Below are 15,302 nucleotides of genomic sequence, written 5' to 3' on the forward strand. Positions count from 1 at the left end.
TCTTAGGGGTATCCGGGCATAGTCGGTTGGTCGAAAAAGCCAGCACCTGCGGCAGTCCACGTGCCCTCGCCCATAAAAGCGTGTTGCGCGACACACGCCGCGTCCACCATGCAACGCCCCAAGGTATGGCCGGTTTCCATCACGCCAGACCCGCCGATGACAAAGGCGATGCGGGCCGCCTCTGCACCATCGCGGGCGGCTTTGGTCGCCACCAAACGCAGGCGAATTTTCATGTCCTGAGACACATCGCCGGTGGACTTGAGTTGCTCCCAAGCCGCCTCAATCATGTCGTAAAACGCCGCGCGCGCCCCCATCAAGATGCCCTGCGCCTTGGCGAATTCGGACTGCACGTAGGGGCGGGCGCCCGGATTTGGTGCGCCGGTGATCGAAGCGCGATCAGCCGCGTCTTTCACCAAGAAATCAAGTGCTTCACGTGCCGCGCCCAAGGCCACGACAGCCAAAACCTGTGATGCCAAAGCCATCGCCGGATATTTGAAAATCAGATCATCCATCTCGGGTCTGCCGCCGCGGATAAAGGTCCACTCAGGGGCCACCACGACATCTTCGACCACCGCGTCGTGCGAGCCGGTCGCAGACAAGCCGATGGTGTTCCACGTCTCATCGACAAAGACCCTGTCGCGCGGCAACACCGCCACACGTGGCAACGGCGTGTCATCGCCTTCGACCTTGATGCCCGCACCAACCAGGGACGACCCCATGATACCAGAGCACCACGGCCAGCGGCCTTTGACCTTAAACCCACCATCAACCTTGTCGGCCTTTTGCGGCGGGAACATTGCCCCCGCAAACACGGTGTTCGGATCTTTGCCGTAGATTTGCGCATAAGTGTCCGACGGCAGTGCCGCCAAATAGGTGGCGGAGACGCCAAAACTTGCGACCCAACCGGTGGAGGCATCCGCCGCAGAGATGTCTTCAATCAGACGGCAGAACTCAGCGGGGGTTTTCTCATCGCCACCAAAACGAGTGGGCACAAAAGAGCGATAAACGCCAATGTGTTGCAGCCGCTCCACCACATCCAACGGCACATGGCGCAACTGAGTAAACTCGGCCCGACGAGCACGGATTTCATCTAAGACGGAGATGTAGAGCGCATCATTTGCTTGGTCTGCGGAGAGTTTGGACAGTGAGGTCATTGGCTTTGGTCCTTTGACTGAAAATCGGGAACACAAGAGACGACCCAGCGCGCAATCGCGCAAAGTCGGGCCTCTTCGCCTTTACGCCCAACCAATTGCAGCCCGATGGGCAAGCCGGTGTTCGTGCGCGCGGGCAAGGTGATTGCGGGGTGGCCGCTGAGGTTAAACGGGCGCAAAAAGCGCGTCAGCGGCAGAATGGTTTGTGGGTCTTGCGCCTCAATCAGCGTTGGCGGGATCACCGGCAAGGCGGGCGTGACAAGCGCGTCATACTGTTCCAAAAGCACGTCCACTTCGGCAGTGAAGGCGGTACGCACCGCTTCGGCCTTGGCCAATTGCGCCTCGGTCACGTTGCGTGCCGCCGTCAGGCGTTTGTGAATATCCGCGCCAAGCGGTGCGCCTTCGTCGAGCAAATGCCCAAATGCGGCGGCGGTCTCATAGGAAATCACCGTCATTCCGGCCTGAAACGCCGCTTCAAAATGGGTGAGGCGTTCATAGCCCATGCCCGGATAGGCATCCATCAAAGCATAGACCAAAGGATCGCCCACTTCGGCCACAGGATCAGATTTGATCCGGGTCAATTTGGGCGCGTGGATGAGGGTTTCAGGAACAAAACTCGGGTCCATGGACGCCATAGCAGTCTCGATCATATCCATGTCACGGGCAAAGGCCCCGACACAATCAAGCGAGCTGTTTCTAGGCGACAGGCCCTTACGGCTGATCCGGCCATAGGTTGGCTTGATCCCGATCACGCCACAACAGATCGCCGGCTGACGCACCGATCCGCCAGTGTCGGTGCCAATGGCAAAATCACATAACCCTGCGGCCACGGCGACGGCAGACCCGGACGACGAGCCGCCCGGAATGCGGTCCGGCCAGTTGGGGTTCACAGGAGTCCCGTGAAATCCATTCACGCCCGTCATCCCAAACGCCAGTTCGTGCATATTGGCTTTGCCGATGATCCGGCATCCGGCCATCAGAAGCGCGTCAACCACCACGGCATTTTCGGTTGCGGGCGCGGCAGAGGCGAAGGCTTCTGAGCCACAGCCCGTCACGGTACCGACAATGTCGATACAATCTTTGACCACGACAGTTGGCCCAGCGCCGCCCAAAGACAGCTCTTGGACCAGCGCGTGAGAGCTGGTGACGTGTGCGTTCATTTTCTGGTCCCTGTTTGGGCTTTGGCGTCATCTGGCGTGACGCTGTTACAGTAATCTTCACGTATTTACGTCACAGGTCAAGTGAAAGATGAAACAATTTCTTTGCGCATTCACGCAGAGTGTCGTAAACCCTGTTTACGGTAATTTTACTGCTTCATCCGCAGGCAACACTCCTCCGCAAGCTCAATTTTTGCCCGAGGTTTGTCTCAAAATCTAAGGTGCGACACAGCGCCGAACCGAAAGGACGCACATGACTGACTCCGACACCATCGCCGCCCTCACCAAACGCCTTGAGCTGCTCGAAGCAGAGGCCGAGGTCCGCCGCGTACAATCCCGCTACATGTTCCTTTGCGACACACCGATGCCCGAATATGGCGTCAAAGATGATGCAGAACGCATTGATTTAATTATGGAACTCTTCTCAGAAGAGGCTGTTTGGGAAGGCGTAGGTGAGTATTACACCGGACAGTTTGGCCGCGCCGAAGGCAAAGCCGCCGTGCGCAAACACTTCGAAGGGTTCTGGGGCGGCAAAACCGATCCGGCGCTGATTCTCAACTGTCACTACCTGACCTCAGAGCAAATCAACGTGGCCCCTGACGGGCTGACGGCAACGGGTCAATGGGTCCATATGCAGCCGTGGTTGTTCTCCGATGGCAAAGCGCTTTTGCGTTCTTCGCGCCTGTTTAATGCGTTCAAAAAATGTGACGACGGCACTTGGCGTTACACCCGCAATCGCACGGAAAACGTGTTTGTTGCGCCGCTTCCCGCCACTTGGGCCTCGGATTATCCCTCTGCCTCGGTTTTGATGAAACCGTAAAATTGCAGCGACTCACACGCAAAAGGGCGCCCTAAGAGGCGCCCTTTTTCAATCGGATCGTCTCACCAAAGTGCAATTTTTGGCACCAAAAGCGTGAGCACCAAAATCCCAATTTGCATCGCCACAAAGGGTAGAACCGCCCGATAGATTTGGGTGATCTCCACATCCGGCACCGCATTTTTGAGGTAAAACAACGCCATTCCCACCGGAGGTGTCAAAAACGAGGTTTGCAGGCAAATCGCCATCAGAATGGCCACCCACGCCGGGTCATGTCCCAAAGCGGTCAAAACCGGCAAAACCAAAGGGGCTACGATCAGGATGATTTCCATCCAATCAAGAAAGAATCCCAAGAGAAACACGATGAACAGGATCAGAATCAGTGTTCCGGTTGGCGGCAAAGGGATGGCGTGAAGCGCAGTTTCGATCAATTCATCTCCGCCATACCCGCGCAAGACGACAGAGAAACAGGACGCGCCAAAAATCAACGCAAAGAGAAACGCGGTGGTCGTGCCTGTGCTTTCACACACCTCACGAAACCCGGACCACGTGAGCCGTTTCGACATCAATGCAATCAACGTCGCCCCTGCTGCACCGACGCCAGAGGCCTCGGTCGGCGTGGCAATCCCAAAGACAATGGACCCCAAAACCGCAATGACCAAAAGCAACGGCGCGACCAGTGAGCCGATCAAATCAAGCACGACCTCGCGCACCTCACGCCCCGCTTCAATCGGCTTGGCCGGAGCGCGATCTGGAAAGCGCAGCGCGATAAACACGGCATAGGCCACATAGGCCAGCGCCAACAACAGCCCCGGCACCATCGCGCCACGAAACAAATCTCCAACAGGGATTTGCAACTGATCCCCCATAACGATGAGCATAATCGACGGCGGGATGAGAATGCCCAAACACCCGGTCGCCCCGACAACACCAAGGCCGAGCCGGTCATCATAGCCCGCACCGCGCATCGCCGGCATCGCGATCGTCGCGAGCAAAACGACAGAGGCACCAATGATCCCGGTGGAGGCAGCAAGCACCACGCCGATCAACACGACAGAGACCGCCATACCCCCCGGAACCACCCGCAACACCTGGTGCATCCGGGTCAAAAGCCGCTCGGCAACGCCGGATTTGTCCAACATCATGCCCATGAAGACGAACATGGAGATTGGGATGAGAGAATAGCTTGAGAGCGTGTCAAAAATCCGATTGGCAACAAAGCCGATCATCCGCAACGAGGCCATATCGGCATCAACGTTAAACGCATCGAGGAACGTGCCTAAAGCCGCGAACAGAACCGCGACACCGCCCAAAACGAACGCAATCGGAAAGCCCGAGAACATCACCACCATGAAGGAGGCGAAAAGAAGGAAAACAAAGAGAATGTCCATGATTGCGCCTTAGTCTTTGTAGGTCTTGGGACCAAACAGAAAGAGGATGGATTTCAGAGCAATGGCCACGGCTTGCAGCGCCAAAAGACTGAGCCCGGCGGCCATCACGAATTTGATGATGTAGCGCGCGGGCAAGCCCGATGGCATGGGCGAGCCTTCTTTGAGGCGCCACGAATAGCCAAAAATCGTCCATGCGCTATCTGTCACGAACCACAGGAATGGCAGCAACAAAAACACCACGCCGCACAGTTCGACGATGGCCTTTTGCGTGGCCGACATTTTGACGTGAAACGCATCAACCCGCACATGGGCGTCTTTTTGATAGGTCCATGCCAGACAGGACATCACCGCCACGGCATTGAGATGCCATTGCAGTTCTTCCAACTCGATCGAACCGATGCCAAAGACATAACGTGAGGTGACATTGACCAGAATGGTGAGCATCAAGAGCGGCAAAAACAACGCGCCGATTTTACCAACCCGGATGATGAACCCCTCAATGAACGCGATAACGATTTGCATGATGTGTTTCCCCGCAAATGCGCGCCGGAGAGGCCCCCGGCGCAGATGGCTTAACGACGTTCGGCCCAAGGCGCGACAGAGGCGCGATAGGCGGTCAGCGAATCCCAGACCCGTTTGAAATCGGCGTCTTTGGCAGTTTGTTCTGCGATCACCTCGTCAAAAGCGGCATGGAGATGCTCCAAGACTTCCGGCGGAAAGGATTTGATCTCAACACCGGCGGCTTCAAACTCGGCCACGGCTTTGGCATTCAACGCCATGGTCGAGGTGATGGATTCAAGGTTCACGGCCTTACAGCTCTCTTCGATCAAAGCCTGTTGGCTTGCATCCAAACTGTCCCATTTCGCCTGATTGACGATCAACTCATTCATCGCAGCGGGTTGGTGCCAACCGGGGAGGTAATAGTATTTGCCCACTTGCTGAAGACCCAGAGTGATGTCGATGGCGGGCATGGACAATTCGGTGCCATCAATCAGACCTTTTTCAAGACCCGGATAGATCTCGCCACCCGGCAAAAGCACGATGGACGCACCGACCTTGGCCATGGCTTCACCTGCCAGACCGGCAAACCGAACTTTCTTGCCTTTGAGGTCGTCGATGGTGTTGATTTCGAAATTGTACCACCCGCCGGCTTCGCTATCCATCAGACCGCAGGGAATGGTCACAACGCCCTGTTTGGCATAGATTTCGGACCAGATTTCGCGGCCTCCGCCGTCATACAGCCAGGCGGTGTGAGTGATCGCATCGGGGCCAAAGGGGATGCCGCCAAACAATTGCACCGCCGGGAAACGACCCGCGACATAAAGCGGCGAGGTGATACCGGCATCCAGCGAGCCCTGTTGCACCGCGTCGAAAATCTGCAGCGACGGCACTAATTTGCCCGCACCGTAAACGGTCACATCAAGCGAACCGCCGGAGGTTTCATTGAGCTTATCGCCCAAATAGGCTGCGTTGGCACCACTTGCGGGCATGGTCAAAGGCCATGCGCTTTGGATGTCAAGTTTTGTTCCCTTGGCCATAACCGGGGCGGCCACCAGTGCAGAAACCGTAGCGGCCACGGCGGCCAGAGATTTGATGTGCGTCTTCATTGTTTTCTCCTATTGGGTTAGTTCGACCTTTCCGGCCGGATTCACGAGACGTGTCGTGGGTGACGCACCAAGGCCGCAATCTGTGCTGCGGCGGCCTCAGTGCTGGGTTGCTGTGCGATAAGCAAATCGAGGAAGGGGTCCTCAACTTCGGTACGCGCGCCCGAGAGTTCTTCGAGAACGGCAAGGGCGCAAAAAGGGACATAACTTTCGGCCTACCTTCGCTGATGTTGAACTGGATGCGCGAAATACCGTCTGTGGTCTCGCCGTTGTAATCTTGGTTATAGGGAATGCCAGCTTCGACACCGGCTTTGACCAAAGCCTCCATCACCGGGTGCGGCTCGTAGTCCTTGATCACACGAAGCGGCCCGCCGGTGGCACGGTAGTCATCCGTACCTCCTTGAAAATCTTCGATTTTCTTGAAATACGGCAAGACAGATTGCCAATCCCAACCATAGTTGCCCTGAAGCGCCCACGCGTCATAATCGGCCTTGTGGCCACGCACATAGATCATGCCGTTCATCGACGAACAGCCGCCCATGACCTTACCGCGTGGCCAATAGACTTGGCGGTTTCCGGCATGTTTTTGCGGCACCGTCGAAAAGCCCCAATCGTAATCGGAAAACCAAATGTCGATCACCCGCAGCGGGGTGGAGACCATGTCGGGCGTGTCACCGTGACCTGCTTCAATCAGAAGGACGGACACTGCGGGATCTTCGGACAGGCGCGCAGCAATCACGCATCCGGCGGACCCGGCACCACAGATGATATAGTCAAATGTTTTGCCGTTCAGATCGGCGGTGAGCTGGGGATATGTATGGGCATTCATGGGGAGATGAGCCTCTTGGCAATGGACAAAGAAAGGGCGGTTCGTGCCAGCGGAGCCGACACGAGGAAGGGAACTTTGCAGTGACAAGGATGGCGTCCAACCGAGGGCATCTCTCGATCTTCAGTTCAATCCTCTCTGTTGTCGTGGCCCCTCTATGGCGGGGGCTTCACGGGTCAGCTGCGCGTCAAGTGCACAGCGTCATTAGGCCCCGCCCCTCGGGGAAAGGGACAGGGCCATGCAGTCTACGCGGGATACGCCACGCAAACCGATTTCGTTTCGAGATAATTCTCAAGCGCGCCTGCGCCGTGTTCACGCCCCACACCCGATTGTTTAAAGCCACCAAAGGGCATGTTTTGATCAGGGATGTTGTGGGCGTTGACCCAAACTGTTCCGGCTTTGAGTTTCGGAACATACCGCATGACTTTGTTGACATCCGAGGTCCAAATCGACGCGCCAAGGCCATAGATCGTATCATTGGCCATGGTCATCGCCTCATCTGCATCATCAAAGGGCGTGACCGAGATCACCGGACCAAACACCTCTTGCTGCATGATCGCCATGTCTTGAGTGGTTTCGGTGAAAATCTGTGGCGCAACATAGTAGCCTTCATTCGGGGCAGCCCCGTTGAGAATTGGCTTTGCGCCTTGTTCGATTGCTTTGGAAATACAGGCTTTAACATGAGCCTGATGTTTGGCGGAGACCAGAGGATTGATCATATTGCCCGGGTTCATCCCAGAGCCAATCGGCAGGCTCCCGGCAATGGCCGCGATGATGTCGAGCGCCTTTTCGTAGATGCCTTTTTGGATATAAAGCCGCGTGCCCGAGGTGCAGGTTTGGCCAGAATTGAACATCGTACCAATGCCGATTGCCGGGCCCAGCAGATCAAGATCCATATCGTCGAACATCACCATCGGGGCTTTCCCGCCCAGCTCCAATGTCACCGGCTTCATGTCTTTCATCGCCTGAATGCCGATGAGCTTTCCGGTCGCGGTGGACCCTGTAAACGTAACCTTATCGACCCCATCATGCGCCACCAAAGGCGCGCCCACGTCCGAACCGGTGCCAGTGATGACATTGACCGTCCCCTCCGGGAACCCGGCCTCCAGACAGAGTTTCGCCAGATACATCGAGGTCAGCGGCGTTTCTTCGGCGGGCTTCAACACCACGGTACAGCCCGCCGCCAGTGCAGGCGCGATTTTCCAGACGGCCATGTTGAGCGGGAAATTCCATGGCGTCACCGCCGCGACCACGCCGACGGCTTCTTTGCGGGTCTGCGCTTGGTATTTTGTGCCCTCGGGGATGGCGATGGACACGTCAAAGGTCTGACCATAAATCTTGGTCGCCCAACCCGCCATATAGCGAATGTATTCGGCGGAGGATTGCACCTCGATGAGACGTGAAATCATCACGTTCTTGCCGTTTTCCAAAGTCTCGATCTGGGCCAGCTCTTCACCATTCTCCTCAATGAGATCGGCGAGCTTGAGCATCAAGGACTGGCGCGCCATGGCGCTCATGTTGGACCAAGGGCCCTCAAAGGCCGCGCGGGCAACAGCCACTGCCGCATTGACATCTTCGGCACCACCTGCGGGCACCTGAGCGATTTCTTCGCCGGTGGCCGGATCGAAGACGGCAAAGGTTCGGCCCGTGCTCGCCCCACATTCATTTTTGCCAATAACCATTTTGGGTGCGGCGAGAAATGCGGAAACAGACGGCAATACGACGTCTACCGCACTGTCAGGTGCAGAAAATTTCATGAGGACCTCCACTGGACCGATGTGCGACTTAGTGTGAACGCGTCGTTGCGCATTACATTATTATTACCGTGAAGAATGACGCATTAAACTTTGTTTTGTCAATCGTGATTTCAAATCAACGTCTCAAAGGCATTCTGGGATCAATATCAGAGCGCACTTGCCGCGCCGCGCCGCGCAATTCAGCACAATGGAAAAGCCATATGGCATTCTCCGCCTCGCCGGTCTCGGCAACGGCCATTGTGATGATCCATTGTGGAAGAGAGGGATGGCAAAGGTATCAACGCTCCAAAGACCGCAAAGCCGTCCGCTTCTGGCTGGGCGACGGCTGTGTTCCGATTTAAGAGCATAGGATGGATTGGAATGGCGACGATATGTGCGGGCCTTTCATCAGATCGACCCTGACCGCCCGCGCCCCAAACAGAGGCACGCCCCACAGACAAGGAAAAACGCGCCCGAAGGCGCGCTCTTTGTGTCACATCAATGTCGGACGACTTAGTTGATGGCTTTGACGCGCGCCGCAAGGCGGGACATTTTGCGAGCAGCTGTGTTTTTGTGGATAACGCCTTTGGAGACGCCACGCATCATTTCCGGCTGAGCCGCGCGCAGGGCAGCCAAAGCAACAGCTTGATCACCGGTCAGGATGGCTTCTTCGACTTTACGGATGAAGGTACGGATGCGCGAACGACGTGCTTTGTTGACGTCTGTGCGGGCGACGGCCTGACGGGCGCGTTTTTTGGACTGGGGCGAATTTGCCATGATCGTTTCCCTCTTTCGGGGTTGGTTGCATATATGTTGCACACGGCCCCCGACACCCCGTTAAGGGCAGGACAATCATAGCCTAAGCGGGCTCCACGCGCATGTGAGGCCTCCCTTAGAGCAGAATCACCCATAAGGGAAGCCAGAAATCTCTTTATTTGTCGCGGAATTGCGGCGCGCGTTTTTCCAAAAAGGCGGCCATACCTTCCTTTTGGTCCTCTGTCGCAAAGAGCGCATAGAAAGACCGACGCTCAAACAACACGCCCTCCGTTAGCGTGGTTTCATAAGACCGATTGACCGCCTCTTTCGCCGAAGCAACCGAAATCGTGCTTTTCTCAGCGATTTTGGCGGCGGTCGCCATCACATCCTCCAGCAGTTTTTTGGCCGGAACCACACGGGACACAAGACCAGAGCGCTCGGCCTCATCGGCATCCATGAACCGCCCTGTCAGATGCATTTCCATCGCTTTGGATTTGCCGACAAACCGTGTCAGGCGCTGTGTGCCACCAAGGCCTGCGATGATGCCAAGGTTGATTTCGGGCTGACCAAATTTTGCCGTGTCAGACGCAATGATGAAATCGCACATCATGGCCAATTCACACCCACCGCCCAGCGCATAGCCAGACACCGCGGCGATGATCGGCTTACGTGCGGCCAAAATGGCATTGGAATCGTCTGTGAAAAAGTTCTCGGTCGCCATATCGGCGTAGGTTTTTTCCGACATTTCTTTAATGTCAGCCCCTGCGGCAAAGGCCTTTTCCGATCCGGTGACGACAATCACCCGCACCTTTGGGTCCTGATCTGCTTTGGTTACGGCATCGGCCAGCTCGGACAAAAGCTTTGAATTCAAAGCGTTTAGAGCATCAGGACGGTTCAGCCGGATCAGCTCCACGCCATCTTTGATTTCGGTAATAAGCGTTTTGTAGGCCATATTGCCCTCCATTATGTGGATCGCAGTTTGGGGAGTCCTAACACTTGGCCCAAAGGGATCAAGTCATCTCTGACAGACTGGGCAAAAGAAGGTCGAGCGCCCAGACTGAACGATCCTTTTGACCTCAGATGTGCACTCGGGTGTGACACAAGACGCACCTTCCCGGCCATAGACGCGAAAATTGTGTTGGAAATAGCCAAGTTCACCATCCGCCTGACGGAAATCTTTCAACGACGACCCGCCCGCCTCGATCGCCTCCAACAACACCTCGCGAATGATGGGCACAAGCGAGGCAACGCGAGCTTTGGCGATTTGACCCGCTTTGCGCGTCGGATGAATGCCCGCTCGAAACAACACTTCACACACATAGATATTGCCCAGCCCGGCAACGATATGTTGATCCAAGAGCGCGGTTTTGACGGGGGTATTTTTGCCCGAGAACGCCGCGATCAGATGCGCCTCATCAAAGTGATTGCCCAAAGGTTCGGGACCGAGTTTGACCAAAAGCGAATGCGCCGTCTCGGCGCTCGTCTCCATCAAATCCATCGCTCCAAACCGACGCGGGTCGTTAAAGGTCACGCGCGCGCCATTTTCCATGTGAAAAACCACATGATCGTGCTTTTCCAACTGCGGATGCTCATGGGCGAACTGGCCCAATGGGTCGCCCGACACAGTCATCCGCCCCGACATTCCCAAATGGATCAAAAGCGTCTCAGCGGTATCAAGATCGGCTAAGATGTATTTTGACCGTCGCCTGAGCCGCTCGACGCGCGCCCCCGTCAATCGCTTCGCCATGTTTTCGGGAAAGGGCCAGCGCAAATCAGGTCGATTGACGTCGGCCCGCGCGATCACTGCCCCCACCATAGAGGGTTCCAGCCCGCGACGAACCGTCTCGACCTCTGGTAATTCCGGCATTTTGATCTCTCCGTTTTCCACATGCGATTGTCACGCCCGGTATGAGGCCTATAAGAAGGGTAAGTTTCGAGAAAGGTGCAAGCACGATGACCAATACCGGCGAGAAGACGACACATTTTGGTTTTAAAGATGTGGCCGAAGATCAAAAGGCCGGAATGGTCCATGGTGTCTTTACCTCCGTGGCCTCGAAATACGACATTATGAACGATGTGATGTCGATGGGCATTCACCGGGTTTGGAAAGACGCGCTGATGGATTGGTTGGCGCCGCGTCCGGGCCAACGGCTTTTGGATGTGGCTGGCGGCACAGGCGACGTGTCGTTTCGGTTCCTCAAACGTGCGCCAGGAGCAAGCGCCGTGGTGCTCGATATGACCGAGTCGATGTTGGTCGCCGGTCGTAAACGCGCCGAGGCCGAACAGATGGCCGAGAGCCTGAATTGGGTCACGGGCGATGCGATGGCCTTGCCGTTTGAAGACAACCAATTCGACGTTTACACGATCTCTTTTGGCATCCGAAATGTGACCCGCATCCAAGATGCCCTGTCTGAGGCCTACCGTGTGTTAAGGCCCGGCGGACGTTTGATGGTGTTGGAATTCTCGCAACTGCCAAATCCTGCGATGCAAAAGGCCTATGACCTGTACTCGTTCAACGTCATCCCGCGCATGGGTCAGATGATTGCCGGTGATCGTGACAGCTATCAATATCTTGTTGAGAGCATTCGCAAGTTCCCGGATCAGGATAGCTTTGCGCAGATGATCAAAACCGCAGGGTTTCACAACGTGAAGTACCGCAATTTGAGCCTCGGCATTGCGGCGCTTCATTCGGGGTGGAAAATCTAATGCGCGGTCCCCACAACATTTGGCGGCTGATCCGCACCGGCGCAACGATGGAGCGCACCGGCGCGATGAAACAGGCGATGGATGCGATGGAGGCCCCGCGTGCCTTTCGTATCTTCGCCAGAACCGTGGTTTGGCCGTTTCGTTGGCTCGGCTATCGCGGCGACGAGACCTTGCCGCCAGTAACCCGTGCGATCACGGCGCTTGGGCCCGCCTATATCAAATTCGGACAAATCCTATCGACCCGACCCGATGTGGTGGGTGTTGATCTGGCCAAGCAATTGCAAGTGCTCCAAGACGACCTACCGCCCTTCCCGCGCGATGTGGCGATCAAAATGGTCGAGGCTGAACTCCAACAGCCCATCTCAGAACTGTTTTCCGAGTTTTCCGAACCTGTGGCGGCGGCCTCCATCGCCCAGGTCCACAAAGCCGTGCGTGCCGATACCGGACAGTCTGTTGCGGTGAAGGTACTGCGTCCCGGTATTGAAAAAGCGTTTCGCAAAGACGTGGATGCGTTTTATTTTGCCGCCTCCCTGATCGAAAAGCTTTCCCCCGCCTCCCGCCGCCTGCGCCCCACCGAAGTGATCGCGCATTTTGAGGGCGTGGTAAAAGGTGAGCTGGACCTTCGACTGGAAAGCTCCTCGGCCTCTGAATTTGCCGCCAATACCGCACATGATGAAGGCTTCTCGGTGCCTGCTGTGGATTGGGCGCTGTCCGCGCGTCGGGTGATGACGCTTGAGTGGGTCGACGGGATCACGGCCTCCGACATCGACCAAATTATCGCCGCCGGACATGATCGCGCTGCCCTCGGCAGCAAAGTGTTACAGATGTTCCTGAGCCACGCGTTGCGCGATGGTTTTTTTCACGCAGACATGCATCACGGCAACCTCAAGATCGCCGCAAACGGTGATATTATCGCACTCGATTTTGGCATCATGGGCGTTCTGGATGAATATACCCGACGCGTTTATGCAGAGATTATCTACGGATTTATCAAAAAAGACTACAAACGCGTGGCAGAGGTCCATTTCGAAGCGGGCTATGTTCCCGCTGACCGGGATGTTGATGAATTCGCCCGTGCGCTTCGTGCCGTGGGCGATCCGATTTTTGGTATGGACGCGAGCCGGATTTCGATGGCACGGCTCTTGTCCTATCTGTTTGAGGTGACGGAACGGTTCGGCATGGAAACGCGCACCGAGCTGATTTTGTTGCAGCGCACGATGGTGGTCGTCGAGGGCGTATCGCGCTCGCTTGATCCGCATATCAACATTTGGGAAGTTTCCCGTCCTGTGGTCGAGAACTATATCAAATCCAACATCGGCCCACGCGCGTTGACACGCGATCTCTGGCGTACGGCAACTGTTTTGGCGCGATTTGGCCCGAAATTACCGCAGTTGGCAGAGGCCCTATTGATCGCACAAACGCAGAACGCCCCTTCTATGGAGCCGCCTTCGAACAGAAAGCAGGCGCTTTGGCTGGCTCTGGGCGGCGCGGTTGCAGCCGGGGTTGGCGCGGTTATAGCGCTGGCTCTAAGCTGAGCTCTGCTTCGGCGGCATCCGCATAAACCGCTTCACCGATACTCGCTTTCCAGACGCAATAGGCCGCCATGCGCCACCTGAAAAAGGGGCGCAACGAGAGGTAGCGATCCACAATTTCCGGGTCTGGATATTGCGCGAGTGCGGACATCTCATCCGCGAGTGTCAGTTGGTTCTGACCGTAAACGTGGTGCATGGCCGGCGAGAGCGCGATGGCCAAATCTGCCGTTGGATCTCCGAATGCGGGGCATTGCCAGTCAACAAACCGGACCATACCATCCTGAGACAGCGCATTTGCGGGCGTTGGATCGCCGTGAAGGAACACGGGCGACACCGACGGCATATCGCGTGGAGCGGGCCTATTGCGGCGCAATTGTTTAGCGAGGAGCGTCGTGTGGCCTTCAAGAAACCTGCTTCCTTCCGCCAAGAGCGTTGATGGGCTGACATCAACCTGCCGTATGCGAAGCGGCGCAGGCAGACAGTGTAAGTGCCTCAATGCACTCAACACTGAGCCGTCTGTTTTGGCCGCGGATGCACCGGGCAAGTAGGTATAGATCAGGCACGGCCCCTGTGATGTTTCAAACTGGGCGACACACTCAGGTGCGAGGTCATGCCCCTTCAGGGCATAGAGCGCGGCAATTTCGGCCTTGGGATCGTTCGGAAACAGCGGGTTTGCGCGTGATACATCAAAGAGCTTGAAGACCCAGTCACTGCTTGGGCTGACGGCACGCCAAACTGCGTTGGTCCGGCCACCCGACAAACGCGACCAGACCATCGGCCCCGTCATCATTTGGCCCGCCTGAGCCAAAATCTCTTTTGGCGGCAGAACATCTGCGTCTTGGGCGGGGGATGTCATCAATGCGGTCTCCGAGCGCGGGATCGCCGGAGTTTAACGGGGCGCGGGCAGGTGTCGCAACCCGCGAATGCTTCAACTTGGATCGCGCAGCGCCGTGACGGAATCGGAATCAATCTCATTGCCGCCTTCAAGCACCAAAATGGTCGACCCTCCATCAAACCGAGCTTCAACAATACGGGAGTAGGTTTCGACAGAACTGGTGGAGAGATAGGTTTCGCCGCTATAGTTTTCGAGCTCGAAACTATAGAGTCCTGACTTCAATGGATCGCCGTCCTCATCAACGCCCGCCCATTCCACGATATCCGATGTCGGGTCCATGGTGACCTTTTGGACAACATCTCCCTTCGAATCGCGTACGATTAAAATGGTTTTGTCGGCGGCTGTGGCCGGATCGGATTTGAGTGAAATCGGCGAGCCGTCGAAATAGGCGGCTTCTTCGCTCCGCGCCTCCATGCCGACCCAGCCTGACAATTGCGAAAACCCCATAAGCCCAAGCTGAGCCGAGAGATCTTCTAGAAGATCATTGGTCAAAACCGCCTGTTCGACCGATGAGAATGTCGCGAGTTGTGTCGCGTAATCGGTAGAATCAATCGGGTTAAGCGGATCTTGGTTTTGCATTTGTACGGTCAGCATTTTGAGAAACGTATCAAAATCGGACCCGACGGCGCTTGACGTGTCATTGGCATTCGAGGATTTCGAACCTGCGGAGCTTGAGGACGTGGTCGTCGCCGGTGCAATTGTGTTGGTCATCTGGTGCTCCTTTAGAGTCT

The 15,302-nt window shown here is 56.3% G+C and carries 15 protein-coding genes; 3 read left to right on the top strand and 12 right to left on the bottom strand.

Going from position 1 to position 15,302, the window contains the following annotated elements; all coding sequences use genetic code 11:
* Positions 1 to 2 precede the first annotated feature (2 nt).
* Together DA792_RS16085 and DA792_RS16090 are read right to left on the bottom strand one after the other, a co-directional pair.
* On the bottom strand, positions 3 to 1,154 hold the full coding sequence (locus DA792_RS16085; protein WP_107721064.1) for an acyl-CoA dehydrogenase family protein: 1,152 nt from the start codon (positions 1,152 to 1,154) through the stop codon (positions 3 to 5).
* A complete protein-coding gene (locus DA792_RS16090; RefSeq protein WP_107721066.1) occupies positions 1,151 to 2,311 on the bottom strand; it encodes an amidase in 1,161 nt (386 codons plus the stop codon). Before DA792_RS16090 ends, DA792_RS16085 begins: the two co-directional genes overlap by 4 nt.
* Before the next feature lie 250 nt (positions 2,312 to 2,561).
* On the opposite strand from DA792_RS16090, the gene DA792_RS16095 reads away from it, so the two are divergent.
* Positions 2,562 to 3,128, top strand: a complete 567-nt coding sequence (locus DA792_RS16095) for a nuclear transport factor 2 family protein (protein ID WP_107721068.1) — start codon at positions 2,562 to 2,564, stop codon at positions 3,126 to 3,128.
* Positions 3,129 to 3,190: 62 nt separating this feature from the next.
* Here the strand turns inward: DA792_RS16095 and DA792_RS16100 are convergent, their stop codons facing one another.
* The 8 genes from DA792_RS16100 to mutM form a co-directional block, all read right to left on the bottom strand.
* Positions 3,191 to 4,516: a TRAP transporter large permease gene (locus DA792_RS16100; protein WP_107721070.1), complete on the bottom strand. Its 1,326-nt coding sequence runs from the start codon at positions 4,514 to 4,516 to the stop codon at positions 3,191 to 3,193.
* Positions 4,517 to 4,525: 9 nt separating this feature from the next.
* Positions 4,526 to 5,038, bottom strand: coding sequence for a TRAP transporter small permease subunit (locus tag DA792_RS16105; protein WP_107721072.1), 513 nt, complete (start codon positions 5,036 to 5,038; stop codon positions 4,526 to 4,528).
* 50 nt (positions 5,039 to 5,088) lie between these two features.
* Positions 5,089 to 6,123, bottom strand: a complete 1,035-nt coding sequence (locus tag DA792_RS16110) for a TRAP transporter substrate-binding protein (RefSeq protein WP_107721074.1) — start codon at positions 6,121 to 6,123, stop codon at positions 5,089 to 5,091.
* Positions 6,032 to 6,949 carry a GMC family oxidoreductase gene (locus tag DA792_RS16120; protein WP_254679289.1) on the bottom strand — a complete coding sequence of 306 codons (918 nt, stop codon included), beginning with the start codon at positions 6,947 to 6,949 and terminating at the stop codon, positions 6,032 to 6,034. Before DA792_RS16120 ends, DA792_RS16110 begins: the two co-directional genes overlap by 92 nt.
* 242 nt (positions 6,950 to 7,191) lie before the next feature.
* The gene (locus DA792_RS16125; protein WP_107721077.1) at positions 7,192 to 8,703 is read right to left on the bottom strand and encodes an aldehyde dehydrogenase family protein; all 1,512 of its coding nucleotides are present in this window, start codon (positions 8,701 to 8,703) and stop codon (positions 7,192 to 7,194) included.
* Between the two features lie 492 nt (positions 8,704 to 9,195).
* Positions 9,196 to 9,459: a 30S ribosomal protein S20 gene (gene rpsT / locus DA792_RS16130; protein ID WP_107721079.1), complete on the bottom strand. Its 264-nt coding sequence runs from the start codon at positions 9,457 to 9,459 to the stop codon at positions 9,196 to 9,198.
* Positions 9,460 to 9,613: 154 nt separating this feature from the next.
* On the bottom strand, positions 9,614 to 10,390 hold the full coding sequence (locus tag DA792_RS16135; RefSeq protein WP_107722739.1) for an enoyl-CoA hydratase: 777 nt from the start codon (positions 10,388 to 10,390) through the stop codon (positions 9,614 to 9,616).
* 63 nt (positions 10,391 to 10,453) lie between these two features.
* Positions 10,454 to 11,305 carry a bifunctional DNA-formamidopyrimidine glycosylase/DNA-(apurinic or apyrimidinic site) lyase gene (gene mutM, locus DA792_RS16140; protein ID WP_107721081.1) on the bottom strand — a complete coding sequence of 284 codons (852 nt, stop codon included), beginning with the start codon at positions 11,303 to 11,305 and terminating at the stop codon, positions 10,454 to 10,456.
* An 86-nt stretch (positions 11,306 to 11,391) separates the two neighbouring features.
* Between mutM and ubiE the strand changes: the two genes are divergently transcribed.
* Positions 11,392 to 12,144 carry a bifunctional demethylmenaquinone methyltransferase/2-methoxy-6-polyprenyl-1,4-benzoquinol methylase UbiE gene (gene ubiE / locus DA792_RS16145; protein ID WP_107721083.1) on the top strand — a complete coding sequence of 251 codons (753 nt, stop codon included), beginning with the start codon at positions 11,392 to 11,394 and terminating at the stop codon, positions 12,142 to 12,144.
* A complete protein-coding gene (gene ubiB, locus DA792_RS16150; protein ID WP_107721085.1) occupies positions 12,144 to 13,679 on the top strand; it encodes a 2-polyprenylphenol 6-hydroxylase in 1,536 nt (511 codons plus the stop codon). Before ubiE ends, ubiB begins: the two co-directional genes overlap by 1 nt.
* On the opposite strand, the gene DA792_RS16155 is transcribed toward ubiB, so the two are convergent.
* Both DA792_RS16155 and DA792_RS16160 read right to left on the bottom strand, forming a co-directional pair.
* Positions 13,657 to 14,466 (bottom strand): phosphotransferase, encoded by an 810-nt coding sequence (locus tag DA792_RS16155; RefSeq protein WP_159075298.1) that lies wholly within the window; start codon positions 14,464 to 14,466, stop codon positions 13,657 to 13,659. The genes ubiB and DA792_RS16155 overlap by 23 nt on opposite strands.
* A 138-nt stretch (positions 14,467 to 14,604) precedes the next feature.
* Positions 14,605 to 15,282 (bottom strand): flagellar hook capping FlgD N-terminal domain-containing protein, encoded by a 678-nt coding sequence (locus DA792_RS16160; protein WP_107721089.1) that lies wholly within the window; start codon positions 15,280 to 15,282, stop codon positions 14,605 to 14,607.
* Between the last annotated feature and the right edge of the window lie 20 nt (positions 15,283 to 15,302).

The organism is Celeribacter baekdonensis (assembly GCF_003047105.1).
In the GTDB taxonomy this organism is placed as follows: domain Bacteria; phylum Pseudomonadota; class Alphaproteobacteria; order Rhodobacterales; family Rhodobacteraceae; genus Celeribacter; species Celeribacter baekdonensis_B.

Excerpts from the sequence above, each read along its gene's own strand:
- DA792_RS16085 (WP_107721064.1), bottom strand. The coding sequence starts at position 1,154 with ATGACCTCACTGTCCAAACTCTCCGCAGACCAAGCAAATGATGCGCTC.
- DA792_RS16090 (WP_107721066.1), bottom strand. The coding sequence starts at position 2,311 with ATGAACGCACACGTCACCAGCTCTCACGCGCTGGTCCAAGAGCTGTCT.
- DA792_RS16095 (WP_107721068.1), top strand. The coding sequence starts at position 2,562 with ATGACTGACTCCGACACCATCGCCGCCCTCACCAAACGCCTTGAGCTG.
- DA792_RS16100 (WP_107721070.1), bottom strand. The coding sequence starts at position 4,516 with ATGGACATTCTCTTTGTTTTCCTTCTTTTCGCCTCCTTCATGGTGGTG.
- DA792_RS16105 (WP_107721072.1), bottom strand. The coding sequence starts at position 5,038 with ATGCAAATCGTTATCGCGTTCATTGAGGGGTTCATCATCCGGGTTGGT.
- DA792_RS16110 (WP_107721074.1), bottom strand. The coding sequence starts at position 6,123 with ATGAAGACGCACATCAAATCTCTGGCCGCCGTGGCCGCTACGGTTTCT.
- DA792_RS16120 (WP_254679289.1), bottom strand. The coding sequence starts at position 6,949 with ATGAATGCCCATACATATCCCCAGCTCACCGCCGATCTGAACGGCAAA.
- DA792_RS16125 (WP_107721077.1), bottom strand. The coding sequence starts at position 8,703 with ATGAAATTTTCTGCACCTGACAGTGCGGTAGACGTCGTATTGCCGTCT.
- rpsT (WP_107721079.1), bottom strand. The coding sequence starts at position 9,459 with ATGGCAAATTCGCCCCAGTCCAAAAAACGCGCCCGTCAGGCCGTCGCC.
- DA792_RS16135 (WP_107722739.1), bottom strand. The coding sequence starts at position 10,390 with ATGGCCTACAAAACGCTTATTACCGAAATCAAAGATGGCGTGGAGCTG.
- mutM (WP_107721081.1), bottom strand. The coding sequence starts at position 11,305 with ATGCCGGAATTACCAGAGGTCGAGACGGTTCGTCGCGGGCTGGAACCC.
- ubiE (WP_107721083.1), top strand. The coding sequence starts at position 11,392 with ATGACCAATACCGGCGAGAAGACGACACATTTTGGTTTTAAAGATGTG.
- ubiB (WP_107721085.1), top strand. The coding sequence starts at position 12,144 with ATGCGCGGTCCCCACAACATTTGGCGGCTGATCCGCACCGGCGCAACG.
- DA792_RS16155 (WP_159075298.1), bottom strand. The coding sequence starts at position 14,466 with ATGATGACGGGGCCGATGGTCTGGTCGCGTTTGTCGGGTGGCCGGACC.
- DA792_RS16160 (WP_107721089.1), bottom strand. The coding sequence starts at position 15,282 with ATGACCAACACAATTGCACCGGCGACGACCACGTCCTCAAGCTCCGCA.